The sequence below is a fragment of the Sphingosinicella ginsenosidimutans genome, from assembly GCF_007995055.1.
GTDB classification, from domain to species: domain Bacteria; phylum Pseudomonadota; class Alphaproteobacteria; order Sphingomonadales; family Sphingomonadaceae; genus Allosphingosinicella; species Allosphingosinicella ginsenosidimutans.
On sequence record NZ_VOQQ01000001.1, the window covers coordinates 110,394 to 133,868 of the forward strand.

The window sequence follows — 23,475 nt, forward strand, 5'->3', positions numbered from 1 at the left end:
AGGGGAAATGTGAGGCGCGGCGCCCGGCAGGTCAACCTGCGATCCGCTTCAGCCGGTCGATCAGCCGGCCGCGCCCGGCCAGCACCTCGGCCTGCCGATCCACCAAGAGGTCGCGCGCGAGGAAATGGCCGGTGACGCCGAGCCCCTCGCGAATCGCGACCCAGGGCGGCGTGCCGGGCGCGCGCAGCGCCGGCGGCAGCGCGAGCAGGGCGGTCTCGTCGAGCCCGAAGCCGAGCTCGTCGAGCATCAGCAGCTCGTAGCGGATCAGCGCCGCCGCCCAGCCGCGCGCGCTCGGCGCCGCCTCGATCGCACCGAGCAGGCCTTCGAGGCCCAGATAGACCTGCGGATAAGGCTGCGCTTCGGGGAGCGCGGCGGCGGTCAGCGCCGTCGCCCATTCGATCCCGGCCGCCGCCAGCGGCTCGGAGAGCAGGAAGGCGCGGCTGTGGGCCAGCTCGGCCGTCAGGTGGGCGAGCTGCTCGTCGGTGCGGGCGCGATATTCGGCCTGGACGCGGTTGCCGGGCACGAGCACGGGCCGAAGCCGCCGCGATCGACCGCCGCGCACATAGCCGGCCTGGATGCCGGCGCCCGGCGTCAGCGCGCGGACGATCGCGCCATGCTCGCCATGCGCCCGCACGGCGACGATCACGGCTTCGGTCAGAAGGTGCATGGATCGAGCCTAGCAAGGAAATCGCCCGGCGGTGACCCGAATCGATACAGCGGCCGCGCGCGAGGGGGCACGGTAACCCACTGAATACCACTTTGCGCTACCCGCCGCGGAAAGCGCGAAGGAGTCCCGATGTCCGTCTTCGGCAAAGCCGATCTTGCCCGCCTGCGATCCTTCTATCCGGGACAGCCGGGCCTGCTGAATCACCGGCTCGTCGGCCACGAATTGCTGACGCTGGAGGCGCTGGTCGAGCTGGGGCGACAGATGCCGCCGGCCAGCGTCGAATATAATGCGGGCGACCTGCCGATCGGGGTCGACCCCGGCGCGATCGGCGCGACCGGCCTGTCGATCGAGGAGACGATCCGCGGGATCGAGGAATGCGGCAGCTGGATGGTGCTGAAGCATGTCGAGCGGGTGCCGGCCTATGCGGCGCTGCTCGAGGCGGTGCTCGGCGAGATCGCCCCGGTGGTCGAACCGGCGACCGGCGAGATGCTGACCCACCAGGGTTTCATCTTCATCTCGTCGCCCGGCGCGGTGACGCCGTTCCACATGGATCCGGAGCATAATATCCTGCTCCAGATCCGCGGCCGCAAGACGATGAACATCTTCCCCGGCGATGCCAGCGTGGTGCCCGACGAGCTGCACGAGGCCTATCACGCCGGAAGCCACCGCAACCTGCCGTGGCGCGCCGATTTTGCCGCGCTCGGCGTCGGCTTCGAGCTGGCGCCGGGCGATGCCGTTCACGTGCCGGTGAAGCGGCCGCACTGGGTCCGCAACGGGGCCGAGCCGTCGATCAGCTTCTCGATCACCTGGCGCTCGCACTGGTCCTATCAGGAGGCCGACGCGCGCGGCATGAACCGGCTGATCCGCAAATGGGGCCTGCAGCCCGCCGCCCCGGCCCCCTTCCCGCGCGCCAATGCCGGCAAGGCCTATGCCTATCGCGCGATCAGGAAGGCGCGCACGCTGGGCCGAACCGCCTGATCAGCCCCGATGCGCTGACGTCCTTCGATACGGGCCTTCGCCGGGCTCAGCCCCTACTCAGGATGAGCGGGCCAGGTGGCTGGAATGGTGGCAGCACGGCGCTCATCCTGACTGGCCGGTGAGCTTGTCGAACCGGCGTATCGAAGGGCGTATCGGAAGCCTCGAAGAGCCCATCGCCAGCCTCACCCGCGCGGGTGGAAATAATCGTAGATGCCCTGTGCGGTCGCGCGGCTGATGCCGGGGACTTTTTCCAGATCCTCCAGCGCCGCACCTTTCACCGCGCGGGCCGTGCCGAAATGCATGAGCAGCGCGCGCTTGCGGCCCGGGCCGATGCCGGGAACGTCGTCGAGCGGGCTGGTGACCAGGCTCTTCGCCCGCTTCTGGCGGTGCGCGCCGATCGCGAAGCGATGCGCCTCGTCGCGCAGCCGCTGGAGATAGAAGAGCACCGGCGCATTCGCCGGCAGGGTGAATTCGCGCCCGCCCGGCAGGTGGAAGGTCTCGCGCCCGGCATTGCGATCCGGCCCCTTGGAGACGCCAACCACGGGCACGTCGTGGACGCCGGCATCCTCAAGCACTTCGCACACCGCCGAGAGCTGGCCCTTGCCGCCGTCGATCAGCAGCAGATCGGGCCATTCGCCGCGCGACCGATCCGGATCCTCCTTCTCCAGCCGGGCGAAGCGGCGGCCGAGCACCTCGCGCATCATCGCGAAATCGTCGCCGGGCGCGGTCTCCGGCCGCTTGATGTTGAACTTGCGATAGGCGTTCTTGCGGAAGCCCTCCGGCCCCGCGACGATCATCGCGCCGACCGCATTGGTGCCCATCACATGGCTGTTGTCATAGACCTCGATCCGCTCGGGCGGCTCGGGCAGCTCGAACAGGTCGGCGATCTCGCGCAGGTTCCTCGCGGTGGTCGAGCTTTCGGCGAGGCGGCGATCGAGCTCCTCCTCGGCGTTGCGCGCGGCCTGGCGGACCATCCGGGCGGTCTCCCCGCGCTGCGGCGCCTGAAGCCGCACCTTGCGCGCGGCGCGCTCCGAAAAGGCCTCGGCGAGCAGCTCCGCCTCGGGCAGCGGCCGATCGGTCAGCACCAGCCGCGCCGGCGGCACCTCCTCGTAGAACTGGGCGAGGAAGCTCTGCAGCACCTCTTCCTCCGGCACGTCGCTGGTGTGCGCCGGGAAGAAGCTGCGATGGCCCCAATTCTGGCCGCCGCGGATGAAGAAGGCCTGGATGCACATCTGCCCGCCCTTCGCGGCGAGCGCGAAGAGATCGGCATCGCCGAGCTTTTCGGCGTGGATCGCCTGCGCGCCCTGGATGAAGGTGAGCGCGCGCAGCCGATCGCGATAGACGGCGGCGAGCTCGTAATCCTGCTTCTCCGCCGCCTCAGACATCAGCTTGCCCAGCTTCTGCTGGATCTTGGTCGATCGACCGGAGAGGAAATCCTTCGCGTCGCGGACCAGCTCGTCATAGGCGGCCTCGTCGATCCGGCCGACGCACGGCGCCGAGCAGCGGCGGATCTGGTAAAGCAGGCAAGGGCGCGAGCGATTGGCGAAGAAGCTGTCGGTGCAGCTGCGAAGGAGGAACAGCTTCTGCAGCGCGTTCAGCGTCTCGCGCACCGATCCGGCGCTGGCGAAGGGCCCGTAATACTGCCCCTTGAAGCGCCGCGCGCCGCGATGGAGCTGGACGCGCGGGAAATCGTGATCCTCGCGAAGCAGGATGAAGGGGAAGCTTTTGTCGTCGCGAAGCAGCACATTGTAGGGCGGCCGGTAGCGCTTGATGAGCTGCGCCTCGAGCAGCAGCGCCTCCGCCTCGGTATGGGTGGTGACGATCTGCATGGACCGGGTCTGCGCGACCATGCGCTGGAGCCTCTTGGTGAGGCGGGGAACCTGGGTGTAGCTCGTCACCCGGTTCTTCAGCGCGCGCGCCTTGCCGACATAGAGCACGTCGCCGCGCGCATCGAGCATCCGGTAGACGCCCGGCCGCACCGGCAGCGTCTTCACCACCTTGCGGATCGCGGCGATCCCGGCCTCCAGATCGGGCGCGTCGGCGCCGCGAACGGTGTAGGTCGCCTTTTCCTCGTTGAATCGGCCGGGGCTCGTCGTCGGATCGGTCATCGCGGTTGATTTAGGCATTCCCCGCGCGCAACGCACTAGGACCAATCGACATTCAACTTGTATCTCCCTCTCCCCGGAGGGGAGAGGGTTGGGGTGAGGGGGCTCGGCGGTCGAGAATAATCCCAGACGCCCGACACCCTCACCCTGCCCTCTCCCTCAAGGGAGAGGGAAAGAAGAGGGATGTCGGCGCCGACTGTCGATTGCGTCCCAGGTTGAAAGGGAAGAAGCATGAAGCTCACCGGCAAGACCGCGCTCGTCACCGGCGGCACCGACGGCATCGGGCGGGAGATCGCGCGCCAGCTTCGCGCCAAGGGAGCGAGCATGATCGTCCACGGGCGCAATCCGGAGCGGATCGCGGCGGCGCAGGCGGATGGGTTCGAGACGATCGCGACGGACCTGTCGACCCCGGCGGGGATCGAGGCGCTGGTCGCCGCCATTCAGGGCCGGACGCTGGACATCCTGGTCAACAATGCCGGCATGGGCGCGGCCTATGACGTGAACGCGGCGATCGATCTCGACGCGGTGGACCGCTGCCTCTTCCTCAACCTCCACGCGCCGATCCACCTCGCGACGCGGCTGCTGCCCCAGCTGAGGGCGCGTCCGGGCGCGATGATCGTCAACGTCACCTCGGGCCTCGCCATCGCGCCGCGCGCCGGAAGCCCGGTCTATTGCGCGACCAAGGCGGGCCTTCGCAGCTTCACGCTGACGCTGCGTCGCCAGCTCGCCGGCACGACCGTGCATGTGCTGGAGGCGCTGCCGCCGCTGGTCGACACGGCGATGACCGCCGCCAACCAGCGCCACGCCAAGATGCCGGCCGCCGAATGCGCCCGCCAGATCGTCGCGGCGATGGAGGCGGGGCGAGACGAGGCCAATGTCGGCGCGGTGCGGTGGCTCAGGCTGCTCTACAGCCTGTCCCCCGCCCTCGCCCGCCGGCTGATGCTTCGCTACTGATCGGACATGGCCACGCCCGAGGACTTCCGGCGCATCGCCCTCTCCTTTGCCGGCGCGGAAGAACGGGCGCATATGGCCCATCCGGATTTCAGGGTCGGCGGCAAGATCTTCGCGACGCTCGGATCGCCCGATGCCGCGCACGGCATGGTCCAGCTCATGCCCGAGCAGCAGGCGCTGGCGATCGAAGCGGAACCGGCGGCGTTCCGCGCTGCCAGCGGCGCCTGGGGCCGCGGCGGCTCGACGCTGGTGCGGCTGGAGGCCGTGTCCCACGAATGGCTGGAGCGCACGCTCGAATGGGCGTGGCGCAAGCGGGCGCCGACGAAATAATCCTCCCCGCCGCGGAAGGCGATGGGGAGGGGACCGCGTGAAACGCGGTGGTGGGGCTTTCGGCGCCGGAGGCCCCTCCACCATCCTTCGGATGGTCCCCTCCCCATCCGCTTCGCGGACAGGGAGGATATTTGGATCAGCGCCTTGCCAGGCCCCCGATGGTGGCGTCGACCATCGCCTTGTCGGCCTTGGCGTCGAGCTTGTCGCGGAGCAGCCGTTCGGCGGCGGCGGCGGCGGCGGTGGCGGCGCGGCTGCGGACCTCATCGATCGCGGCGCGCTCGGCGGCGGCGATCTTGTCCTCGGCCATGCGGGTGCGGCGCTCGACCAGGGCGGCGGCGTCGGCTTCCGCCTGGGCGACGATGCCGGCGGCCTCGGTGCGGGCGCGCTCGACCATGGTCGCGGCCTCGGCATCGGCCTGGGCGGCCTTGGCCTCATATTCGGCCTTGAGCGATTCCGCCTCGGCGCGAAGCTGCGCGGCCTCGTCCAGCTGCTGGCGGATCGTCGCGATCTTGGCGTCGAGCGCGCGGCCGATCGCGGCCGGAACCTTCTTCCACAGGAGCAGCGCGAAGACGGCGAGCATCGCCAGCGCGATCCATGCGGGCGGGGTGAGCCCGAAGGCCGACGGTTCGACCTCGGCGTGGGCGGCGCCGCCCGGCGCCTCGGTCATCGCATGCTCAGCCATTGACCACCGCCTTCACCGCATTGGCGGCATCGGCCTCGCTGACCGAGAGGCCGGCGAGCCGCGACACCATTTCGCGCGCCGCTTCCGCCGCGATCCTTTCGACATCGGCCGCCGCCGCTGACGCCTGCTCGGCGAGCCGCGCTTCGGCCGCCTCGATCTTCGCCCGGAGCCCTTCATCCGCGGCGCGGACCTGCGCCTCGGCAGCCTTGGCGCTGTCCTGGCGCGCCGCGGCGGTGACCTTCAACGCCTCGGCGCGGCTCTCCGCGATCCGGGCGCTATAGGCCTCCTCGGTCGAATCGGCGGCGGCGCGCGCCTGCTCGGCAGCGGCGAGATCGGACGTGATCCGCCCCTCGCGGGCATCGACCGTCGCCTGGATCTTCGGCACCATGCCCTTGGCGATGCCGAAATAGACGAGCGCCATCGTGACCACGAGCCAGAAAAGCTGCGACCAGATGACTTCGCCGAGCTGGGTAAGCTGAGGCATTTCGGGGCCTTCGTCCTGAACGGCGGCGGGACGCGAACGTGCCCGCCGCCCTGTCGCTTAGATCGCGTAGAGGATGATCATCGCGACCGCGAACGCGATCAGGCCGAGAAGCTCCGCCGCGGCGAAGCCGATGAACAGGCGGCCCTGCTGGCCGTCGGCCGCCGCCGGGTTGCGAAGCGCGCCCTGGAGGAACTGGCCGAACACGATGCCGACGCCGATGCCGGCGGCGCCAACGCCGATGGCGGCGAGACCGGCGCCGATGACCTTGGCTGCTTCAAGACTTTCCATGATGTGAACTCCTTCGTGAAACCGTGACTTAGTGAAGATTGACCGCGTCGTTGATGTAGAGCGACGTCAGCAGCGCGAAAACATAGGCCTGGATCGCCGCGACCAGCAGCTCGAGCGCGAGCACGCCGGCGATGAACACGAACGACAAGAGGCTGATCGCCGTGCCCGCGCCGCCGGCGTTGAGCCCGCTGACGACGAAATTGCCGAACACCTCGACCAGGATGTGGCCGGCGATCATCGCGACGAACAAACGAAGCGCGAGGCTGAACGGACGCACCATGAACGAGATCAGCTCGACAAGGAAGATGAGCGGCAGCAGCACGAGCGGCGTGCCGTGCGGCACGAACAGCGAGAAGAAATGGAAGCCGTGCCGCCAGAAGCCGACGATCAGCACGATCGAGAAGCTGACGATGGCGAGCAGCCCGGTCACGGTGAACTGGCTGGTGACGGTGAACGGATGCACGCCCGCGATCGCAAACGGCATCATGCCCATCAGGTTGGCGAACAGGATGAACATGAAGATCGAGAAGACCCAGGGCATGAACTTGCGCCCTTCCGGCCCGATGCTCGTCGAGACCATGTTGTCGACGAACCCCGTCACCCCCTCGACCATCGCCTGCCAGCGGCCGGGGACGAGCTGGCGCTTCATCCCGCCGAGCATGAAGACCCACAGCGCGCCGAGGACGATCAGCATCCACAGCGCCGAGGTGGTGAAGCTGATGTCGTAGCCGGCGATGTTGAGGTCCGCGATCTTGCTGATCGCGAACTGGTGCATCGGGTCGATCTTGGATTCGGCCGCCACGCTTGTCTTTTCCCCTCGCGCCCTATTCGGGGCGCTGTTTCGAAATCTTGTACACGTTCCAGATGGCGCCGCAGAACCCGAGGAACAGCAGCGCCAAGAGGAAGACCGGCCGGGTCCCGAACCACCGATCGAGCAGCCACCCGACAAGGGCGCCGCCGAGCGGCATCCCGAACAGGTCGGAAAGGATGCGCATGCCCTGGGCCTGGCCCTTGCCTTGCGCGCCCGCATTCGTTCCCGTCCGAGCCGATTCCTGCGCTTGCGCCTGCTTCAATCGCCGATCGAGCGATCTCAGCCGCGCATCTTCAGGAAGGCCTGGGTCCTGCCGGGGCTCGTCTTCCGCCATGCCGCTCTCCCCAAAATGGCCCCCATGCGGGCGCCGGACAGGGCATGCCGGCGGACCAGCCCGCCAAGGCGCGGTTCCCTTAGGAAGGCCGGCAAGTCAAGTCAACACGAATGGTGCAATGCAGCAGGCGCGGGCTTGTTGCGGGAAGCCGCGCCCTCGCCTAATCCCTGGCCATGGCCGATACGGGGGACGGCAGCGGGCACCGCGCCCGCCTGAGACAGCGCCTGTTCGAGGGCGGACCCGATGCGCTGCTCGATCACGAGCTGGTCGAATATCTCCTCGCGCTGGCCATTCCCCGCCGCGACACCAAGCCGCTCGCGCGAAAGCTGCTCAAGGAGTTCGGCGGCTTCGGCGCGCTGATGACGGCGGATGCCTCGGCGATCATGCGCGCCGGCGGGATCAGCGAGACGGCGGCGGCGGCGCTCAAGACCGCCCATGCCGCGGCGCTTCGCCTGCTCAAGGACAAGGTGGCGGCCCGCCCGGTGCTCGGCTCGTGGCAGGCCCTGCTCGACTATCTCCACGCGGACATGGCGCACGAGGGGATCGAGCGGGTGCGGGTCCTCTTCCTCAACGCCAGGAACATGCTGATCGCCGACGAGGCGATGTGGGAGGGATCGATCGACGAATCGGCGGTCCACGTCCGCGAGATCATGCGCCGCGCCATGGATCTCCATGCGACCGCCCTGATCCTCGTCCACAACCACCCCTCGGGCGATCCATCCCCCAGCCCGCAGGACATCCGCATCACCCGCAACATCATCGAGGCCGGCCGCCACCTCAAGATCACCGTCCACGATCACGTCATCATCGGCACCAACAGCCATGCCAGCCTGAAAGGCCTGGGGCTGATCTGATCTTTCCCGGAAGGATTGATCGCGCCGCGCCGCCACCATAAAGCGCCGGCATGATCCCCCGCTATTCACGCCCCGACATGGCCGCGCTCTGGTCGCCCGAGACGCGCTATCGAATCTGGTTCGAGATCGAGGCCCATGCGCTCGATGCGATGGCGGCGCTCGGCGTCGTCCCGAAGGAGTCGGCCGAGGCGGTCTGGGGCTGGTGGGCGACGAATCCGGCGATCGACGTCGAGCGGATCGACGCGATCGAGGCGGTGACGAAGCATGACGTGATCGCCTTCCTCACCTGGGTCGCCGAGGAAGTGGGGCCGCAGGCGAGATTCCTCCACCAGGGCATGACCAGTTCGGACGTGCTGGACACCTGCCTCGCGGTGCAGCTGAAGCGCGCGGCGGACCTTCTGATCGCCGATCTCGACGCCTTGCTCGACGTGCTGAAGCGCCGCGCGTACGAGCACAAGCTGACGCCGACGATCGGCCGCAGCCACGGCATCCATGCCGAGCCGGTGACATTCGGGCTCAAGCTCGCCCAGGCTTATGCGGAGTTCGCGCGGGGCCGCGCCCGGCTGGTCGCCGCGCGCGACGATGTCGCGACCTGCGCGATTTCCGGCGCGGTCGGCACCTTCGCGAATATCGATCCCAGGATCGAGGCGCATGTCGCGGAGAAGATGGGACTTTCGATCGAGCCGGTTTCGACCCAGGTGATCCCGCGCGATCGCCACGCGATGTTCTTCGCGACGCTTGGCGTGATCGCCTCGTCGATCGAGCGGCTGGCGACCGAGGTCCGGCACCTCCAGCGCACCGAGGTGCTTGAGGCGGAGGAATATTTCGCGCCGGGCCAGAAAGGCTCGTCCGCCATGCCGCACAAGCGCAACCCCGTGCTGACCGAGAATCTGACCGGCCTCGCCCGGGTCGTTCGCTCGGCGGTGACGCCGGCGCTCGAGAATGTGGCGCTGTGGCACGAGCGCGACATCAGCCACTCGTCGGTCGAGCGCTATATCGGACCGGACGCGACGATCACGCTCGATTTCGCGCTGGCGCGCCTCACCGGCGTCATCGACAAGCTGCTCGTCTATCCCGAGCGGATGCAGAAGAATCTCGACCGGATGGGCGGCCTCGTCCATTCGCAGCGCGTGCTGCTCGCGCTCACCCAGGCCGGCGCGAGCCGCGAGGATTCCTATCGCCTTGTCCAAAGAAACGCGATGAAGGTATGGGAATCGGACGGAAAATTGTCGCTGCTCGACCTTCTGAAGGCCGATCCCGAGGTCACCGCCCTCCTCTCCCCGGCCGAGCTCGAGGAGAAGTTCGACCTCGACTATCATCTGAAGCATGTCGACACCATCTTCGACCGGGTGTTCGGCCAATGAGTGCGCGGGCGGCGCTGAGGAGTGCGACCGCCGAGAATCACCACAGGGTCGACGCCGCCTTTTCCCGCTTCGATCTCGCCACCGCCAGCGGCTACCGGCGGTTCCTTCTGGCGCAGGCGGGCGGCTTCCTTCCGATCGAACGCGCGCTCGACGAGGCGGGCGCGGCCGACGTGCTCGACGATTGGCCGCAGCGCCGCCGCGGCACGCTTCTGCGCGCCGACCTCGAAGAGCTCGAAGTCACGCCCCCGGAACTTTTTTTCCGCCCGGACTTTTTTTCCGGGGAGGCGTCGATACTCGGCGCGATCTACGTGCTGGAGGGATCGAGGCTGGGGGGTGCGGTGCTGAAGCAGGCCGTGCCCGGCCACTTTCCCCGGCGATTCCTGGAGGCCCGGCACGTGGCCGGCGGCTGGCGCAAGCTCCTCCAGGCGCTCGACGACTTGCTGATCCGGCCCGATGATCTCGACGCCGCCGTGCGGGCGGCGAAGGAGGTTTTCGCGCGCTTCGAGGCGGAGGCGGGAGCGCAGTTGGAGAACAAGGCCGCGTGAGTGACGTCCATCCACAGGTCGATCTGACCAATTGCGACCGCGAGCCCATCCACATCCTGGGCGCCATCCAGCCGATCGGCTTTCTGATCGCCCTGTCCTCGGACTGGATGATCGCCCGGGTGTCCGCCAATGCGGGCGCCTTCCTCGGCACGGGCGACAGCGAGGCATTGCTGGGACGCCCCCTCGCCGGGCTGCTCCCGGCGGGCACGATCCATGCCCTGCGCAACCGCGTCGCCATGCTGCGGGGCCCCGACGCGGTGGAACGGCTGTTCGGATGCCCGATCCGCCAGGGCGGCGAGCCGTTCGACATCGCCGTCCATGTGTCCGGTGGCCAGATCGTCATCGAGGCGGAGCCCGGATCGACCGACACCGGCGATGCGACCGGGACCGTGCGATCGATGATCGCGCGCCTGGACCAGACAGGGTCCATTCCCGATTTCCTGCACGAGGGCGCGCGGCAGGTTCGCGCGCTGACCGGCTACGACCGGGTGATGGTATACCGCTTCGCCGCGGACGGCTCGGGCGAGGTCGCCGCCGAATCCTGCCGGCGCGGCATCGGTTCGTTCCTCGGGCTGCACTATCCGGCGACCGACATCCCGGTGCAGGCACGCGCGCTCTACAAGCGCAACCTGCTCAGGATCATCACCGACGTGAACGCCGAGCCGGTCGGGATCGTGCCGGCGCTGGACGAGAACGGCGCGCCGCTCGATCTCTCGCTCTCGGTGCTGCGCGCCGTGTCGCCGATCCACATCGAATATCTGAAGAACATGGGCGTCCAGGCCTCGATGTCGATCTCGATCGTCGTCGAGGGACGGCTGTGGGGTCTCTTCGCCTGCCACCATTATTCGCCGCGCGTCATCCCGTTCGAGCGGCGATCGGTGGCGGAATTGTTCGCGCAGATGTTCGCGATGCGGCTCGAAAGCCGGGAGCGCCAGCTGATCGTCGAGTTCGAGCGCCGGGCGCGCGACATTTCGGACCAGCTGCTGGGCGCCGTCGCCACCGACGAGACGCTGCTGAAGGACCCGGACTGGCTGAGCAACATCCTGACCCACGCCATTCCGGCGGACGGCGTCGGCGTGTGGATCAACGGCAGCCATGCCTTTTCCGGGACGACCCCGGACACCGACCAGTTCGCGCGGATCATCAAGGCGCTGAACGGAACCGCCGCCGGCAAGGTCTACGCGACCGACCGGATCGCGAGCATCGTCGCCGGCGCCGAGGATTTCGCCGATACGGTCGCCGGGATGCTCGCCATCCCGATCAGCCGGGCCCCGCGCGACTATGTCGTGCTGTTTCGCTCCGAGCTGGTCCGCTCGGTGCGGTGGGGCGGCGATCCCCACAAGCCGGTCGAATATGGCCCCAACGGACCGCGCCTCACGCCGCGCGAGAGCTTCGAGGAGTGGAAGGAGACGGTGGTCGGCCGCTCCCGCCCCTTCACGACTTCCGAATGCCGTGTCGCGGAAACCCTGCGCGCGACCCTGATCGAAGTCGTGCTGCGGCTCGCCGACGAGGCCAGCGCCGAGCGGCAGGCGGCGAACGAGCGCCAGGAATTGCTGATCGCCGAGCTCAACCACCGGGTCCGCAACATCCTTGCCGTGATCCGCGGCCTGATCCGGCAATCGCAGCCCAAATCGGGATCGAGCATCGAGGATTTCGTCCGGCTCGTCGACGGCCGGATCCATGCGCTCGCCCGCGCACATAACCAGATCACCGACGACCACTGGGGCCCGGCGCCGATCCGCGCACTGATCGACGCCGAGGCAGCCGCCTTCCTCGCCGACCAGACCGAACGCATCATCGTCGACGGGCCGGACTTCCTGCTCAACCCGCAGGCCTATTCGACCATGGCGCTGGTGATCCACGAGCTGGTGACCAATTCGGCCAAATATGGCGGGCTTTCCGACAGCGGAAAGGCGCACATCTCCTGGCGTCTCAACGAGGCTGGAGACCTGCTGCTCGAATGGCGCGAAAGCGGCGGCCCGCCGGTCAAGCCACCCTCGCGCAAGGGCTTCGGCTCGACGATCATCGACCGCTCGGTGCCCTATGACCTGGGCGGCGACTCCAGCATCGATTACAAGCGCGAGGGCGTGGAGGCGCGATTCCGGATCCCCGCGCGCCATGTTTCCGCTCCGAAGGACCATAGCGGACCGGCGATCCGCTTCCCGCGGCCGGCGCCCGCCAAAAATGGGCCCGTCCCCGACCAGGTGATCAAGGGCGCGAACGTGCTCCTGGTCGAGGACAGCCTGATCATCGCGCTCGACGCCGAGGACATATTGAAGCGCCTCGGCGCCGCCCATGTCGCCACCGGCGCGACCGTCGAAGGGGCGCTGGATATGATCCGCGCGGCCCGGCCGACGCTGGCGCTGCTCGACATCAATCTCGGCGACCAGACCAGCTACGCCGTGGCCGACCGGCTCGCCGAGCTCGGCATCCCCTTCCTCTTCGCCACCGGTTATGGCGAGCAGGCCGATCTGCCGGCCGACCACAAGCACCGCCGGGTGGTGCAGAAACCCTATACGATCGAGAATGTGGCCCGCGCCCTCGCCGAGCTGATCGGCACGGCGCAAGCCTGACCTGCCGCGCGGTTCGAAATGCGGGCGCCGAAGGGGCTTTCAAGCGCCGGACTTCCCCCTATCTTGCCTGTGACCACCCGGAGGATCCTAGCATGACCGATTTGTCCACTTTCCCGATCACCACGCGCTGGCCCGCGCAGCACCCGGATCGCATCCAGCTCTATTCGCTGCCGACGCCCAACGGCGTGAAGGTATCGATCATGCTGGAGGAGACCGGCCTTCCCTATGAGCCGCACCTCGTCGACATCATGAAGAACGAGAGCTGGACGCCGGAATTCCTGTCGCTCAACCCCAATGGGAAGATCCCGGCGATCCTCGATCCCGACGGGCCCGGCGGCAAGCCGATGGGGTTGTGGGAATCGGGCGCGATCCTGATCTACCTCGCCGAAAAGAGCGGCAAGTTCCTGCCCGCCGATCCGGCGCGGCGCTACGAGACGATCCAGTGGGTGATGTGGCAGATGGGCGGCCTTGGGCCGATGTTCGGCCAATTGGGCTTCTTCCACAAATTCGCCGGCCGCGACTATGAGGACAAGCGCCCTCGCGATCGCTATGCCAATGAAAGCAAACGCTTGCTCGGCGTCCTTGAAAGCCGGTTGGCGGATCGGACGTGGATCATGGGCGACGATTATACGATCGCCGACATCTCGATGCTCGGCTGGGTCCGCAACCTCATCGGCTTCTACGAGGCCGCCGAGCTGGTCGATTATGCGAGCCTGAGGCACGTGCCCGCCTGGCTGGAGCGCGGGCTTGCGCGTCCCGCCGTCCAGCGCGGGATCACGATTCCGGCGCGGACCTAGACGTTCGCGCCGGGGGGCGCGACTGCCGTCAGCCGGTGATCGCGTCCTTCAGTTTCTGGAAGAAGGTGCGAGAATTGGGGCATTCGTCCCCGGTCTCGGTCTCGCGGAAGGCTTCGAGCAACTCGCGTTGCCTTGCGCTGAGCCTGGTCGGGGTCTCGACCTCGATCTCGATCACCATGTCGCCGCGGCCACGGGCGTTCAACGCGGGCATCCCCGCGCCGCGCAGGCGCAGCTGCTTGCCCGACTGGATCCCGGCCGGGATACGGACTTCGTTCGGCGCGCGATCGAGCCCCGGCACCTCGATGCAGCCGCCGAGCGCCGCGGTCGTGAAGCTGATCGGCGCGCGGCAGAACAGGGTCGTGCCGTCACGCTGGAAGATGGCGTGCCGGGCGAGGTGGACGAAGATGTAGAGATCGCCCGCCGGCCCGCCGCGCACGCCCGCCTCGCCTTCCCCGGCCAGGCGGATGCGGGTGCCCTCGTCGACGCCGGCGGGGATGTTGACGGTCAGCGTCTTGCGCTTCTCCACACGGCCCTCGCCCCGGCAGGAGCGGCAGGGATCGGCGATCATCTCGCCGACGCCGCGGCAGACCGGGCAGGTCTGCTCGACCACGAAGAAACCCTGGCGCGCGCGGACCTGGCCGTGGCCGCCGCAGGTGTTGCAGGTCCGGGCGGAGGTGCCCGGCTTGGCGCCCGAACCGCCGCATGGCTCGCACGTCGCGGTGGTGTCGATCGAAAGCTCGACCTCGCGGCCCTCGAACGCATCCTCGAGCCGGATTTCGAGATCGTAGCGCAGGTCCGATCCGCGCCGGACGTCGCGCTGGCGGCCCTGGGCGCCGCCCATGAACTCGCCGAAGATATTGTCGAAAATGTCGGCGAAGGACCCGAAATCCTGGGCGCCACCCGCAGGACCACCGCCGAAGCCGCCATTCTGGAAGGCGGCATGGCCGAACCGATCATAGGCGGCGCGCTTCTGCGGATCCTTCAGGCAGTCATAGGCCTGGCTGATCGCCTTGAACCGCGCCTCGGCATCCGGGCACCCGCCATTGCGGTCGGGATGGCATTCCATCGCGAGCCGGCGATAGGCGGATTTGATCGTCTTGTCGTCCGCGCTCCGATCGACCTGGAGCAGCTCGTAATAATCGGTTTCAACCATTTTTCCCTCGCCCCTTCAGGGGAGAGGGTAGAGCCGCGAAGCGGCGAAGGGAGAGGGGCAGTGCCGGACTCTCTACCATCTGCTCATCCTCTCGGGCTCCCCCTCTCCCCAGCCCTCTCCCCCGGAGGGGAGAGGGAGGGTCCGTCCGTTCAGCCCTTATTGTCTTCGTCGACCTCGGAGAATTCGGCGTCGACGACCTCCTCGCCGCCGGCATCGCCACCCGCGGAGGACGCATCGGCGCCCGGCGAGGCGGCCGCCTGCTGCTCCTTCTCGTAGATCGCCTGGCCGAGCTTCATCGCGACCTGCGCGAGCGCCTCCGCCTTGGCCTTGATCGTGTCGGTGTCGCCGCCCTCAAGCGCGGTACGCGCCTCGGCGATCGCCGTCTCGATCTCTGACTTGAGGCCGGCATCGACCTTGTCGCCATGCTCCTTGAGCTGCTGCTCGGTCGAATGGACGAGGCTGTCGGCCTGGTTGCGGGCCTCCGCGCCCTCGCGGCGCTTCTTGTCCTCGTCGGCGAACTGCTCGGCTTCCTGGACCATCTTCTCGATGTCGGAATCGGACAGGCCGCCGGAGGCCTGGATCCGGATCTGCTGCTCCTTGCCGGTGCCCTTGTCCTTGGCCGAGACGTTGACGATGCCGTTGGCGTCGATGTCGAAGGTGACCTCGATCTGCGGCACGCCGCGCGGCGCCGGCGGGATGCCGACCAGATCGAACTGGCCAAGCAGCTTGTTGTCCGCCGCCATCTCGCGCTCGCCCTGGAAGACGCGGATCGTCACCGCATTCTGATTGTCCTCGGCGGTCGAGAATGTCTGCGCCTTCTTGGTCGGGATCGTCGTGTTGCGATCGATCATCCGGGTGAAGACGCCGCCGAGCGTCTCGATGCCGAGGCTGAGCGGGGTGACGTCGAGCAGCAGGACGTCCTTGACCTCGCCCTGCAGCACGCCGGCCTGGATCGCGGCGCCCATCGCGACGACCTCGTCCGGGTTGACGCCGGTGTGCGGCTCCTTGCCGAAGAAGTCCTTCACGGTCTCGCGGACCTTGGGCATGCGGGTCATGCCGCCGACGAGGACGACCTCGTCAATGTCCTTGGCCTCGACGCCCGCATCCTTGAGCGCCTTCTTGCAGGGCTCGAGCGTGCGCTTGATGAGATCGCCGACGATCTTTTCCAGATCGGCGCGGCTGATCGTCTCGACGAGATGGAGCGGGGTCGAAGCGCCGCCCTCCATGCGCGCGGTGATGAACGGCAGGTTCACCTCGGTGGTCTGCGCGGACGACAGCTCGATCTTCGCCTTCTCGGCGGCTTCCTTCAGCCGCTGGAGCGCGAGGCGATCGGTGCGAAGGTCGATATTCTCCTTCGCCTTGAACTTGTCGGCCAGCGTGTCGACCAGCTTGGCGTCGAAATCCTCGCCGCCGAGGAAGGTGTCGCCGTTCGTGGACTTCACCTCGAAGACGCCGTCGCCGATCTCGAGGATCGAGATGTCGAACGTGCCGCCGCCAAGGTCATAGACGGCGATCGTCTTGCCGTCCTGCTTCTCGAGCCCGTAGGCGAGCGCGGCCGCGGTCGGCTCGTTGATGATGCGAAGCACCTCGAGCCCCGCGATCTGGCCGGCATCCTTGGTCGCCTGGCGCTGCGCGTCGTTGAAATAAGCGGGAACGGTGATCACCGCCTGGGTGACTGTCTCGCCGAGATAGGCCTCGGCGGTTTCCTTCATCTTCTGGAGGATGAAGGCGGAAATCTGCGACGGGGAATAATCCTTCCCCCCGGCCTGGACCCAGGCGTCGCCATTGGCGCCCTTGACGATGTGATAGGGGACGAGTTCGGTGTCCTTCTTGGTCACCGGATCGTCGAAGCGGCGGCCGATCAGGCGCTTCACCGCGAAGATGGTGTTGTCGGGATTGGTGACCGCCTGGCGCTTGGCCGGCTGGCCGATCAGGCGCTCGCCGTCCTTGGTGAATGCGATGACGCTCGGCGTCGTGCGCGCGCCTTCCGCATTCTCGATGACCTTGGGCTTGCCCCCCTCCATCACGGCAACCGCGCTGTTGGTGGTGCCGAGATCGATGCCGATCACTCTTGCCATGCTTTTTTCCTCTTGCCTCTCAATAGACTGCCGGCCCACGGCCCTTCCAAAGCGACGCGCAGGTCCTGTCGTGACCGGGATATAGGGGGCGATTCTGTTGCGACAAGAAGCTTGCTTGTCCTAAGGGCAGGCCATGCGCTCGCTTGTCCCGGCCCTGGCCGTTTCCCTCGCCCTCGCCGCCTGCCACGGGGCGCCCGAAACCCCGCATGCCACCGTGACCGGCGCGGTCGTCACCCTGCCGCCGATTCCGGACCGGCCGGGCGTCGCCTATTTCATGGCCGAGACGACGCAGCCGACCCGACTGACGGGCATCGCAAGCCCCGCGATCGGCCGCATCGAGCTCCACGAATCGATGATGCAGGGGAACATGTCGACGATGCGCCCGCTCGCCGCCGTGCCGGTGACGCCCGGCACGCCGACCGCCTTCGCGCCGGGGGGCAAGCACGCCATGCTCTACGACATCGCGCCCAGCGTCCGCGCCGGGGGCACAGTGCGCCTCACCTTCACGTTCGACGGGCTGCCCCCGGTCAGCGTCGATGCCGAGGTTCGCGATTTCGGCGCGGGCCATGCCGGGCACTGATCCGGCGCTCCCCCCGTTTCGGGGGAAGAGGTGACAGGGCGTCCCCTCACCCAGGGCGAGATCAAGATCGCCCGCTCCGTCTTCGGCGATTCGATCGACTATGCGCCGGTGCGGATCGCCAGGCGCAAATGGTGGCCATTCCAGCCGCGCGAGACGCTGATGAGCCCGTGCGGCCATGTCCACGTCCACCCGGCGAGCACGCTGTGGAGCGAGGATTATTCGGCCGAGAGGATCGAGCTCCAGGGCCTGCTGATGCACGAGCTCACCCACGTCCTCCAGGCGCAGGAGCGCGGGCGCTTCTACCTGCCGCTGATGCGCCATCCCTTCTGCCGCTACGGCTACCGGATCGTGCCGGGACGCCCGTTCGACCGCTACGGGATCGAGCAGCAGGGCGAACTCGTCCGCCACCTCTTCTTCGCCCGCAACGGCCGGACGCTTCCCGGCATGGCGAGCCGCGAGGAATTGGAGCGGATCGTGCGGCCACGCTTCGGCGGGCCTTAGGGCGGACGAAATTCACAACTTCGCTCCCTCTCCCCGGCGGGGAGAGGGCTGGGGTGAGGGGGCTCGGCGGTCGAGAACAATCCCAAACGCCCGACACCCTCACCCTGCCCTCTCCCTTGAGGGAGAGGAGAAAAAACCGACTGTCGATCCGCCCTGGACCGCCCCGTCCGCTTCGCCGCCGGCGAGCTATCGAACGGGGTGTGGGGATTCTACGTCCCGGACTGCGAATAAAGCGTCGCGATCCGCGCCGCCGATGCGCGGAGCTCCGCCCGCAATTCATCCGGAGCGAGCACTTCGATCCGGTCTCGAAAGCCGAGCAGGAGCCCGGCGGCGTGGGCGATGCTCTCGATCGGGATCGTCGCGCGGCGGCGGCCCCGGTCGTCGGGAGTCGCGGCGTGGATGGCCTCCGCCGCGTCGGCGCCGAGGCGGTCGATCGTCGACATCGCCTCGGGATGGACGATCAGGTCCGCCGTTCCCTGCTGGAGGCTGCGCTCGAAGCGGGCGACCTCGGCGGTCCAGTGGGCGGCGATATCGAAACCGGCCGGCCGATCGAACGTCTCGTCGAGCAGCTCGAAATCGCGGATGCCGGCGAGGCGATAGGTGCGAAGCGCTTCGCCCGCGCGCGCCACCAGATACCAGCGCCCGCCCTTCAGGACGAGGCCGAGCGGATCGAGTGTGCGGCGCCGCTCGCCGGCCCAGCTTTCGTAGCGGATCGCGATCCGCCGCTGCGCCCAGACCGCCGAGGCGACCTCGCCGAGCCGCTCCGCCGGCATCGGCCGGCGATACCAGTCGGCCGGATCGAGATGGAAGCGATCGGCGACCCGCAGCGCCGCATCGCCCGCGCCCGGCGGCAGCGCGGCGAGCAGCTTCAGCCGCGCCGCCGACGCTGCCTCGCCGATCCCCAATTCCTCCATCGGCCCGCCGAGCCCCATCAGCAGCACCGCCTCGGCCTCGGCGGCGGTCAGCCCGGTGAGCCGCGTGCGATAGCCGTCGAGCAGAGCGAAGCCGCCGCCCGGCCCGCGATCGGCATAGACCGGCACGCCCGCTGCGCTCAGCGCGTCGACATCGCGGTAGATGGTCCGCTGCGACACCTCGAACCGCTCGGCCAGCGCCGCGGCGGTGACGCGCCCGTGGGTCTGCAGCGTGATCAGGATCGAAAGCAGGCGGGACGCGCGCATTTTTCTCCCATAGCGCAATATAACTGACAAAGGATGTCAGTTTATCGGCTTTAGAAGGTCTCCCGACTCGAGGGAGGACAATGAGCGATCCGCTGATCCTGTGGGCCTTCGCCGCGGCGGCGGTGGCGATCGTCATCGTGCCCGGCGCCGACATGGCGATCATCCTGACGAGCGCGCTCGGCGGCGGCCGCGCGGCGGGCCTCGCCGCGGTCGGCGGGATCTGCATGGGCGCGGCGACGCACATCGCCTTCAGCGCGATCGGGATCAGCGCGCTGGTCGCCGCCAGCCCGGTCGCGCTGGCGCTGCTCGGCTGGGCCGGCGCGGCCTATATCGTCTGGCTCGGCGCCGGCTTCCTGAGGAGCAGCGGCGCGGCGCTCCCGCTCGCGGCCGCCGGCCGGATCGCCCCGGCCGAGGCGTGGCGCCGAGGGGTCACGACCAACCTGCTCAATCCCAAGGCCTATCTCTTCATGCTGGTCGTCTTTCCGCAGTTCATCCGCGCGGGCGGCTGGCCGGCCGGCGTGCAGGCGCTGGTGCTCGGCGCGCTGCTGCTTGCCATCGCGGTGCCGATCTACAGCGGCCTCGCCCTCGCCGCCGCGCAGGCCGGACAGGCGCTGGTCCGCCGGCCCGAGACCGGACGGATCATCAATCGCGGTGCCGGGCTGGTGCTCGTCGCGCTCGGCCTCGCGCTCGCCGCGGGGCAGGCCATCGAAACTCTGGAGGGACTGAAATGAAGGCGTTCGCGCGCAGCTTCCGCATCGCAATGATCGGCCTCGCTCTCGGCATCGGCCTCGCCGGTGCCGCCGCGGCGAGCATCGTCGAGCTGCGACAGTACAAGATCAATCACGGCCAGCGCGACGCCTTCGTCGCCTTGTTCGATCGCGAATTCGTCGAGCCGCAGGAGGCGGATGGGATGCGAATCGTCGGCCAGTTCCGCGATCTCGACGATCCGGACCGCTTCGTGTGGATCCGCAGCTTCCCCGACATGGACTCGCGCGCCCGATCGCTCAACGCCTTCTATTTCGGCCCGGTGTGGCAGGCGCATCGGGACGAGGCGAACCCGATGCTGTTCGACAATGACAATGTCCTGCTCCTCCACCCCTCCTCCCCAACCGGCGATTTCCCGCCGGCGGCGGCGCGCTCTGCCCACCGCGCGCCGCCAACCCCGCACGGCCTCGTCGTCGCCACCATCTACTATCTCTGGAAGGCGCCCGACGAAGATTTCAGCCGCTTCTTCGACGAGACGATGCGCCCCGCGATCGCCGCCGCCGGCATTCCCGTCCTCGCGAGCCTGGCGCCGGAAAGCGCACAGAACAATTTCCCGCGCCTTCCCGTCCGCCGGGGCGAGAAGCTGTTCGTCTGGATCACCCGCTTCGACAGCGAGGCCGACCGCGCCGCCGCCATGCGCCGGCTGGACGCCTCGCCGGCGTGGCGCCGGCTCGCCCCCGGCCTTGCCGACAGGATCGAGCGCGCGCCGCAGGTGCTTCGACTCGAGCCGACGCCGCGATCCGCGCTTCGCTGAGTCTTTCCTTCCCCGACGCGCATGCTAGCGTCGCGCGCTCTTGGGGTTGGGAGAGACTCATGGATGCGCCGATCGACACGTTTCGCTCCTCGACGGTCGGCTGGCTGAGGGGATCGCTCGCCGGCTGGGGGACGGTGATCCTGGCGCTCGCCGGCCTCATCCTCACCGCCGCCGGCATCGGCGCCGCCCAGACCGGGATGCGCTGGCTGCCGCTGCTGCTCACCGTCATCGCGCTCGCGATCATCGCCAGCGTGTGGCTGCGCTATCTCGCCGCGACCTACGAGATCACCGAGGAGCGGCTGATCATCCGCCGCGGCATCTTCATGAAAAGCATCGACGAGATCGAGCTCTACCGGATCAAGGACATCCGACTCAATTTCAGCCTGGTGAACCAGATCGCGGACATCGGCACGCTTGGCATCGCGTCGAGCGACGAGACCACCCGGAGCGGCGACCTCGTCATCCCCGACGTCGCCCAGGCCCGCGAGCGCCGCGAGACGCTGCGCCGCCTCGTCGACACGGCGAGGCAAAGGCGGCGGGTGCGCGAATTCGACATGCACGACGACCGTTGAACCCCATCGCCTTCGGCGACAGGGAGGACGTGAAGGCTAGGGCTTCTTCGCCACACCCACCAGCGCTGGCCTGAGCAGCCGGTCCTTGATCGTGTAGCCGGCCTGCATCTCCTGGACGATGGTACCGGGCTCGGCGGTGTCGCTCGGCACCTCGATCATCGCCTGGTGGAGATGCGGGTCGAGCTTCTCGCCCATGGCGGGGACGCGGGCGATGCCGTGGCGCTGGAAGACATTGTCGATCTCGCGGCCGGTTGCTTCCAAGCCCGCGACGAGGCCCTTCAGCTTGTCGTCCTCGCGAAGCTCGGCGGGGATCGCGGACAAAGCGCGCTCCAGATTGTCCTTCACCGAAAGCACGTCGCGCGCGAAGGCGGTGGCGGCATAGGCGGCCGCGTTGACCTTCTCCTGCTCCAGCCGCCGGCGGACGTTCTGCGTCTCGGCCTGGGCATAAAGGACGTTCTGGCGGACCTCCTCCAGTTCGGCCTCCAGTGCGCTCAGCCGATCGAGGCTGCTTTCCGCGGCCGCCTCGGGCGCCTCTTCGGCGCCGGTTTCTTCGATGTTCGTTTCGTTCTCGCTCATGCCATCAATCTCGAAAGTGCCTTGGCGGTGAAATCCACGATGGGAACCACCCGCGCATAGTTCAACCGGGTGGGCCCGATCACGCCGACGACGCCGACCAGCCGGCCGTCCGCACCGCGATAGGGCGCGGCAATAACCGACGAGCCGGACAAAGCGAACAACTCATTCTCCGATCCGATGAAGATCTTCATCGCCTCGCCGTCGCGGGCGCGATCGAGCAGACGGGCGATCTCCTCCTTGCCCTCCAGTTCTTCGAGCAGCTGGCGCACCCGTTCGAGATCGGCCGCGGCGCTGTCGTCGATCAGGTTCGCCTGGCCGCGCACGATCAGCACCGGGCGGCGCGCCATATCCTCAGACCAGAGCGCGAGGCCGCGGGCGATCAGCGCCTGCGCCGCCTTGTCGAGCGCGGCCTTGCCCTCCCTGATCTCGCCCGCGAGCCGCGCCTGCGCCTCGCGCAGGGTGAGGCCGGAAAGCCGCGCGCTCACATAATTGCCGACCTCGGTCAGCATCGAGGGCGTCACCTCGGGCGGAATGTCGATGACCCGGTTTTCGATGCTGCCGTCGCCGCCGACCACGACCGCCACGGCCTGCCGATCCGAAAGCGGCACGAAGGCAAGCTGCTTGAGCGCCGGCTCCTCGCGCGGGACCAGCACGATGCCGGCGCAGGCGGAAAGGCCGGAAAGCGCCGCCGTCGCATTGCCGATCGCCTCCTCGATCGGGCCGCCCCTGCCGATCAGCGATTCGATCGCCGCGCGGTCTTCGGCCCGCGGCTCCGCCACCTGCATGATCGCATCGACGAACAGGCGCAGGCCGGTTTCCGTCGGCACCCGCCCGGCGGAGGTGTGCGGCGCGGCGAGGAGGCCGGTCTCCTCCAGGTCCTGCATCACATTGCGGATCGATGCGGGCGAGAGATTGAGCGTCGAGGTGCGCGAGATGGTCCGCGATCCGACCGGCTGGCCGCTCTCGATATAGGCCTCGACCACCAGCCGGAAGACATCGCGGGCGCGATCGCCCATTTCGCCGATACTCGTCGCCATCGACGCGAATGTAGTCAGCCGCGCCGGCCGATGAAATCCCCGATCGGCAACAGGCCGGGCGCGGCGCGAAGCGTCTCCCCAAGCGCCTGGTTCGCCGGGCCGCGGCACCCGTAATAATAATCGAGCCGGTCCTCCGACGATCCCGACCAGCGCACCGTGACGCTCGGCTGATCGGTGATGACGGAGCCGCATTCGGCATGGCCCGGAGTCACCTGACGGACGCCGGAGGCGCGCAGCGGCGCCAGCTTCGCGACGAACGCCCGCCATTGCTGCGGCGACACGCGAAACCTGCGCTCGCCGGTCACTGCGGTGAAGCGCTCGCCTTCGAACGTGCCGGTGAGATCGGCGCGGACCGTCACTCGATAGACCGGGCAGGCGCCGAAGCACGGTCCGGTTTCATAGCTGATGCTGGCCGGGACAGGCCGCGCGGGAATGGTCGCGCAGGCCGACGCGGCGGCGAGCAGGGACAGTGCGGCGAGCAGGCGAAGGCGGTTCGGGTTCATTGGTCGCTCCTTGCC

General features: G+C 68.3%; 26 protein-coding genes. 13 read left to right on the plus strand and 13 right to left on the minus strand.

The features are described from left to right. Nucleotides 1-31 precede the first annotated feature (31 nt). Nucleotides 32-667 (minus strand): DNA repair protein RecO, encoded by a 636-nt coding sequence (gene recO / locus FRZ32_RS00590; RefSeq protein WP_147041668.1) that lies wholly within the window; start codon nucleotides 665-667, stop codon nucleotides 32-34. Nucleotides 668-796: 129 nt separating this feature from the next. Here recO and FRZ32_RS00595 point away from each other — a divergent pair, with 129 nt between their 5' ends. After that, nucleotides 797-1,645 (plus strand): cupin domain-containing protein, encoded by an 849-nt coding sequence (locus FRZ32_RS00595; protein WP_147041669.1) that lies wholly within the window; start codon nucleotides 797-799, stop codon nucleotides 1,643-1,645. Nucleotides 1,646-1,827: 182 nt separating this feature from the next. Here FRZ32_RS00595 and uvrC read toward each other — a convergent pair whose 3' ends face one another. Further along, nucleotides 1,828-3,753 (minus strand): excinuclease ABC subunit UvrC, encoded by a 1,926-nt coding sequence (gene uvrC / locus FRZ32_RS00600; RefSeq protein ID WP_147041670.1) that lies wholly within the window; start codon nucleotides 3,751-3,753, stop codon nucleotides 1,828-1,830. 228 nt (nucleotides 3,754-3,981) lie between these two features. Between uvrC and FRZ32_RS00605 the strand changes: the two genes are divergently transcribed. Further along, a complete protein-coding gene (locus tag FRZ32_RS00605) occupies nucleotides 3,982-4,704 on the plus strand; it encodes an SDR family oxidoreductase (RefSeq protein ID WP_147041671.1) in 723 nt (240 codons plus the stop codon). Nucleotides 4,705-4,710: 6 nt separating this feature from the next. Further along, entirely contained in the window at nucleotides 4,711-5,031 is a 321-nt protein-coding gene (locus FRZ32_RS00610) for an MmcQ/YjbR family DNA-binding protein (RefSeq protein WP_147041672.1), read from the plus strand. 136 nt (nucleotides 5,032-5,167) lie between these two features. Here the strand turns inward: FRZ32_RS00610 and FRZ32_RS00615 are convergent, their stop codons facing one another. From FRZ32_RS00615 to FRZ32_RS00635, 5 genes are read right to left on the minus strand one after another with little or no spacing between them, the layout of a single operon-like run. Then, entirely contained in the window at nucleotides 5,168-5,713 is a 546-nt protein-coding gene (locus FRZ32_RS00615; protein ID WP_147041673.1) for a F0F1 ATP synthase subunit B family protein, read from the minus strand. Continuing rightward, nucleotides 5,706-6,197 carry a F0F1 ATP synthase subunit B family protein gene (locus FRZ32_RS00620; RefSeq protein WP_147041674.1) on the minus strand — a complete coding sequence of 164 codons (492 nt, stop codon included), beginning with the start codon at nucleotides 6,195-6,197 and terminating at the stop codon, nucleotides 5,706-5,708. The genes FRZ32_RS00615 and FRZ32_RS00620 overlap by 8 nt, the downstream gene beginning before the upstream one ends. A gap of 57 nt (nucleotides 6,198-6,254) precedes the next feature. Next, the gene (locus FRZ32_RS00625; protein ID WP_147041675.1) at nucleotides 6,255-6,485 is read right to left on the minus strand and encodes a F0F1 ATP synthase subunit C; all 231 of its coding nucleotides are present in this window, start codon (nucleotides 6,483-6,485) and stop codon (nucleotides 6,255-6,257) included. A gap of 28 nt (nucleotides 6,486-6,513) precedes the next feature. Next, nucleotides 6,514-7,287: a F0F1 ATP synthase subunit A gene (locus FRZ32_RS00630; protein WP_147041676.1), complete on the minus strand. Its 774-nt coding sequence runs from the start codon at nucleotides 7,285-7,287 to the stop codon at nucleotides 6,514-6,516. 22 nt (nucleotides 7,288-7,309) lie between these two features. Next, nucleotides 7,310-7,630, minus strand: a complete 321-nt coding sequence (locus FRZ32_RS00635; protein WP_147041677.1) for an AtpZ/AtpI family protein — start codon at nucleotides 7,628-7,630, stop codon at nucleotides 7,310-7,312. 173 nt (nucleotides 7,631-7,803) lie between these two features. On the opposite strand from FRZ32_RS00635, the gene radC reads away from it, so the two are divergent. The 5 genes from radC (at nucleotide 7,804) to FRZ32_RS00660 (ending at nucleotide 13,763) form a co-directional block, all read left to right on the plus strand. Then, a complete protein-coding gene (gene radC / locus FRZ32_RS00640) occupies nucleotides 7,804-8,484 on the plus strand; it encodes a RadC family protein (protein ID WP_147041678.1) in 681 nt (226 codons plus the stop codon). Between the two features lie 50 nt (nucleotides 8,485-8,534). Further along, nucleotides 8,535-9,848: an adenylosuccinate lyase gene (gene purB, locus FRZ32_RS00645; RefSeq protein WP_147041679.1), complete on the plus strand. Its 1,314-nt coding sequence runs from the start codon at nucleotides 8,535-8,537 to the stop codon at nucleotides 9,846-9,848. After that, nucleotides 9,845-10,393 carry a biliverdin-producing heme oxygenase gene (locus FRZ32_RS00650; protein ID WP_147041680.1) on the plus strand — a complete coding sequence of 183 codons (549 nt, stop codon included), beginning with the start codon at nucleotides 9,845-9,847 and terminating at the stop codon, nucleotides 10,391-10,393. The genes purB and FRZ32_RS00650 overlap by 4 nt, the downstream gene beginning before the upstream one ends. Continuing rightward, nucleotides 10,390-12,966, plus strand: coding sequence for an HWE histidine kinase domain-containing protein (locus tag FRZ32_RS00655; protein WP_147041681.1), 2,577 nt, complete (start codon nucleotides 10,390-10,392; stop codon nucleotides 12,964-12,966). Before FRZ32_RS00650 ends, FRZ32_RS00655 begins: the two co-directional genes overlap by 4 nt. 92 nt (nucleotides 12,967-13,058) lie before the next feature. Then, nucleotides 13,059-13,763, plus strand: coding sequence for a glutathione S-transferase N-terminal domain-containing protein (locus FRZ32_RS00660; RefSeq protein ID WP_147041682.1), 705 nt, complete (start codon nucleotides 13,059-13,061; stop codon nucleotides 13,761-13,763). A gap of 28 nt (nucleotides 13,764-13,791) precedes the next feature. Here the strand turns inward: FRZ32_RS00660 and dnaJ are convergent, their stop codons facing one another. Continuing rightward, a complete protein-coding gene (gene dnaJ, locus FRZ32_RS00665; RefSeq protein WP_147041683.1) occupies nucleotides 13,792-14,916 on the minus strand; it encodes a molecular chaperone DnaJ in 1,125 nt (374 codons plus the stop codon). 149 nt (nucleotides 14,917-15,065) lie between these two features. After that, a complete protein-coding gene (gene dnaK, locus FRZ32_RS00670; RefSeq protein ID WP_147041684.1) occupies nucleotides 15,066-16,994 on the minus strand; it encodes a molecular chaperone DnaK in 1,929 nt (642 codons plus the stop codon). A gap of 133 nt (nucleotides 16,995-17,127) precedes the next feature. Between dnaK and FRZ32_RS00675 the strand changes: the two genes are divergently transcribed. Both FRZ32_RS00675 and FRZ32_RS00680 read left to right on the plus strand, forming a co-directional pair. Beyond that, nucleotides 17,128-17,574: a copper chaperone PCu(A)C gene (locus FRZ32_RS00675; protein WP_147041685.1), complete on the plus strand. Its 447-nt coding sequence runs from the start codon at nucleotides 17,128-17,130 to the stop codon at nucleotides 17,572-17,574. Between the two features lie 30 nt (nucleotides 17,575-17,604). Next, nucleotides 17,605-18,075: a vgr related protein gene (locus tag FRZ32_RS00680; RefSeq protein ID WP_147041686.1), complete on the plus strand. Its 471-nt coding sequence runs from the start codon at nucleotides 17,605-17,607 to the stop codon at nucleotides 18,073-18,075. Between the two features lie 209 nt (nucleotides 18,076-18,284). Here the strand turns inward: FRZ32_RS00680 and FRZ32_RS00685 are convergent, their stop codons facing one another. Beyond that, a complete protein-coding gene (locus FRZ32_RS00685; RefSeq protein ID WP_147041687.1) occupies nucleotides 18,285-19,253 on the minus strand; it encodes a helix-turn-helix transcriptional regulator in 969 nt (322 codons plus the stop codon). 80 nt (nucleotides 19,254-19,333) lie between these two features. Here FRZ32_RS00685 and FRZ32_RS00690 point away from each other — a divergent pair, with 80 nt between their 5' ends. From FRZ32_RS00690 to FRZ32_RS00700, 3 genes are read left to right on the plus strand one after another with little or no spacing between them, the layout of a single operon-like run. Next, nucleotides 19,334-19,984, plus strand: a complete 651-nt coding sequence (locus FRZ32_RS00690; RefSeq protein WP_147041688.1) for a LysE family translocator — start codon at nucleotides 19,334-19,336, stop codon at nucleotides 19,982-19,984. Next, nucleotides 19,981-20,772, plus strand: a complete 792-nt coding sequence (locus FRZ32_RS00695; RefSeq protein ID WP_147041689.1) for an NIPSNAP family protein — start codon at nucleotides 19,981-19,983, stop codon at nucleotides 20,770-20,772. Before FRZ32_RS00690 ends, FRZ32_RS00695 begins: the two co-directional genes overlap by 4 nt. Nucleotides 20,773-20,831: 59 nt before the next feature. Further along, nucleotides 20,832-21,344 carry a PH domain-containing protein gene (locus FRZ32_RS00700; RefSeq protein ID WP_147041690.1) on the plus strand — a complete coding sequence of 171 codons (513 nt, stop codon included), beginning with the start codon at nucleotides 20,832-20,834 and terminating at the stop codon, nucleotides 21,342-21,344. 36 nt (nucleotides 21,345-21,380) lie between these two features. On the opposite strand, the gene grpE is transcribed toward FRZ32_RS00700, so the two are convergent. From grpE to FRZ32_RS00715, 3 genes are read right to left on the minus strand one after another with little or no spacing between them, the layout of a single operon-like run. Further along, nucleotides 21,381-21,920 (minus strand): nucleotide exchange factor GrpE, encoded by a 540-nt coding sequence (gene grpE / locus FRZ32_RS00705; RefSeq protein WP_147041691.1) that lies wholly within the window; start codon nucleotides 21,918-21,920, stop codon nucleotides 21,381-21,383. After that, a complete protein-coding gene (gene hrcA, locus FRZ32_RS00710; protein ID WP_243445149.1) occupies nucleotides 21,917-22,957 on the minus strand; it encodes a heat-inducible transcriptional repressor HrcA in 1,041 nt (346 codons plus the stop codon). The genes grpE and hrcA overlap by 4 nt, the downstream gene beginning before the upstream one ends. A gap of 14 nt (nucleotides 22,958-22,971) precedes the next feature. Continuing rightward, nucleotides 22,972-23,460 carry a DUF6438 domain-containing protein gene (locus FRZ32_RS00715; protein WP_147041692.1) on the minus strand — a complete coding sequence of 163 codons (489 nt, stop codon included), beginning with the start codon at nucleotides 23,458-23,460 and terminating at the stop codon, nucleotides 22,972-22,974. Between the last annotated feature and the right edge of the window lie 15 nt (nucleotides 23,461-23,475).

Coding starts and splice junctions, on each gene's coding strand:
- hrcA (WP_243445149.1), bottom strand. CDS start 22,957: ATGGCGACGAGTATCGGCGAAATGGGCGATCGCGCCCGCGATGTCTTC.
- FRZ32_RS00605 (WP_147041671.1), top strand. CDS start 3,982: ATGAAGCTCACCGGCAAGACCGCGCTCGTCACCGGCGGCACCGACGGC.
- purB (WP_147041679.1), top strand. CDS start 8,535: ATGATCCCCCGCTATTCACGCCCCGACATGGCCGCGCTCTGGTCGCCC.
- FRZ32_RS00695 (WP_147041689.1), top strand. CDS start 19,981: ATGAAGGCGTTCGCGCGCAGCTTCCGCATCGCAATGATCGGCCTCGCT.
- radC (WP_147041678.1), top strand. CDS start 7,804: ATGGCCGATACGGGGGACGGCAGCGGGCACCGCGCCCGCCTGAGACAG.
- grpE (WP_147041691.1), bottom strand. CDS start 21,920: ATGAGCGAGAACGAAACGAACATCGAAGAAACCGGCGCCGAAGAGGCG.
- uvrC (WP_147041670.1), bottom strand. CDS start 3,753: ATGACCGATCCGACGACGAGCCCCGGCCGATTCAACGAGGAAAAGGCG.
- dnaJ (WP_147041683.1), bottom strand. CDS start 14,916: ATGGTTGAAACCGATTATTACGAGCTGCTCCAGGTCGATCGGAGCGCG.
- recO (WP_147041668.1), bottom strand. CDS start 667: ATGCACCTTCTGACCGAAGCCGTGATCGTCGCCGTGCGGGCGCATGGC.
- dnaK (WP_147041684.1), bottom strand. CDS start 16,994: ATGGCAAGAGTGATCGGCATCGATCTCGGCACCACCAACAGCGCGGTT.
- FRZ32_RS00650 (WP_147041680.1), top strand. CDS start 9,845: ATGAGTGCGCGGGCGGCGCTGAGGAGTGCGACCGCCGAGAATCACCAC.
- FRZ32_RS00715 (WP_147041692.1), bottom strand. CDS start 23,460: ATGAACCCGAACCGCCTTCGCCTGCTCGCCGCACTGTCCCTGCTCGCC.
- FRZ32_RS00625 (WP_147041675.1), bottom strand. CDS start 6,485: ATGGAAAGTCTTGAAGCAGCCAAGGTCATCGGCGCCGGTCTCGCCGCC.
- FRZ32_RS00690 (WP_147041688.1), top strand. CDS start 19,334: ATGAGCGATCCGCTGATCCTGTGGGCCTTCGCCGCGGCGGCGGTGGCG.
- FRZ32_RS00700 (WP_147041690.1), top strand. CDS start 20,832: ATGGATGCGCCGATCGACACGTTTCGCTCCTCGACGGTCGGCTGGCTG.
- FRZ32_RS00595 (WP_147041669.1), top strand. CDS start 797: ATGTCCGTCTTCGGCAAAGCCGATCTTGCCCGCCTGCGATCCTTCTAT.
- FRZ32_RS00685 (WP_147041687.1), bottom strand. CDS start 19,253: ATGCGCGCGTCCCGCCTGCTTTCGATCCTGATCACGCTGCAGACCCAC.
- FRZ32_RS00675 (WP_147041685.1), top strand. CDS start 17,128: ATGCGCTCGCTTGTCCCGGCCCTGGCCGTTTCCCTCGCCCTCGCCGCC.
- FRZ32_RS00620 (WP_147041674.1), bottom strand. CDS start 6,197: ATGCCTCAGCTTACCCAGCTCGGCGAAGTCATCTGGTCGCAGCTTTTC.
- FRZ32_RS00615 (WP_147041673.1), bottom strand. CDS start 5,713: ATGGCTGAGCATGCGATGACCGAGGCGCCGGGCGGCGCCGCCCACGCC.
- FRZ32_RS00660 (WP_147041682.1), top strand. CDS start 13,059: ATGACCGATTTGTCCACTTTCCCGATCACCACGCGCTGGCCCGCGCAG.
- FRZ32_RS00610 (WP_147041672.1), top strand. CDS start 4,711: ATGGCCACGCCCGAGGACTTCCGGCGCATCGCCCTCTCCTTTGCCGGC.
- FRZ32_RS00635 (WP_147041677.1), bottom strand. CDS start 7,630: ATGGCGGAAGACGAGCCCCGGCAGGACCCAGGCCTTCCTGAAGATGCG.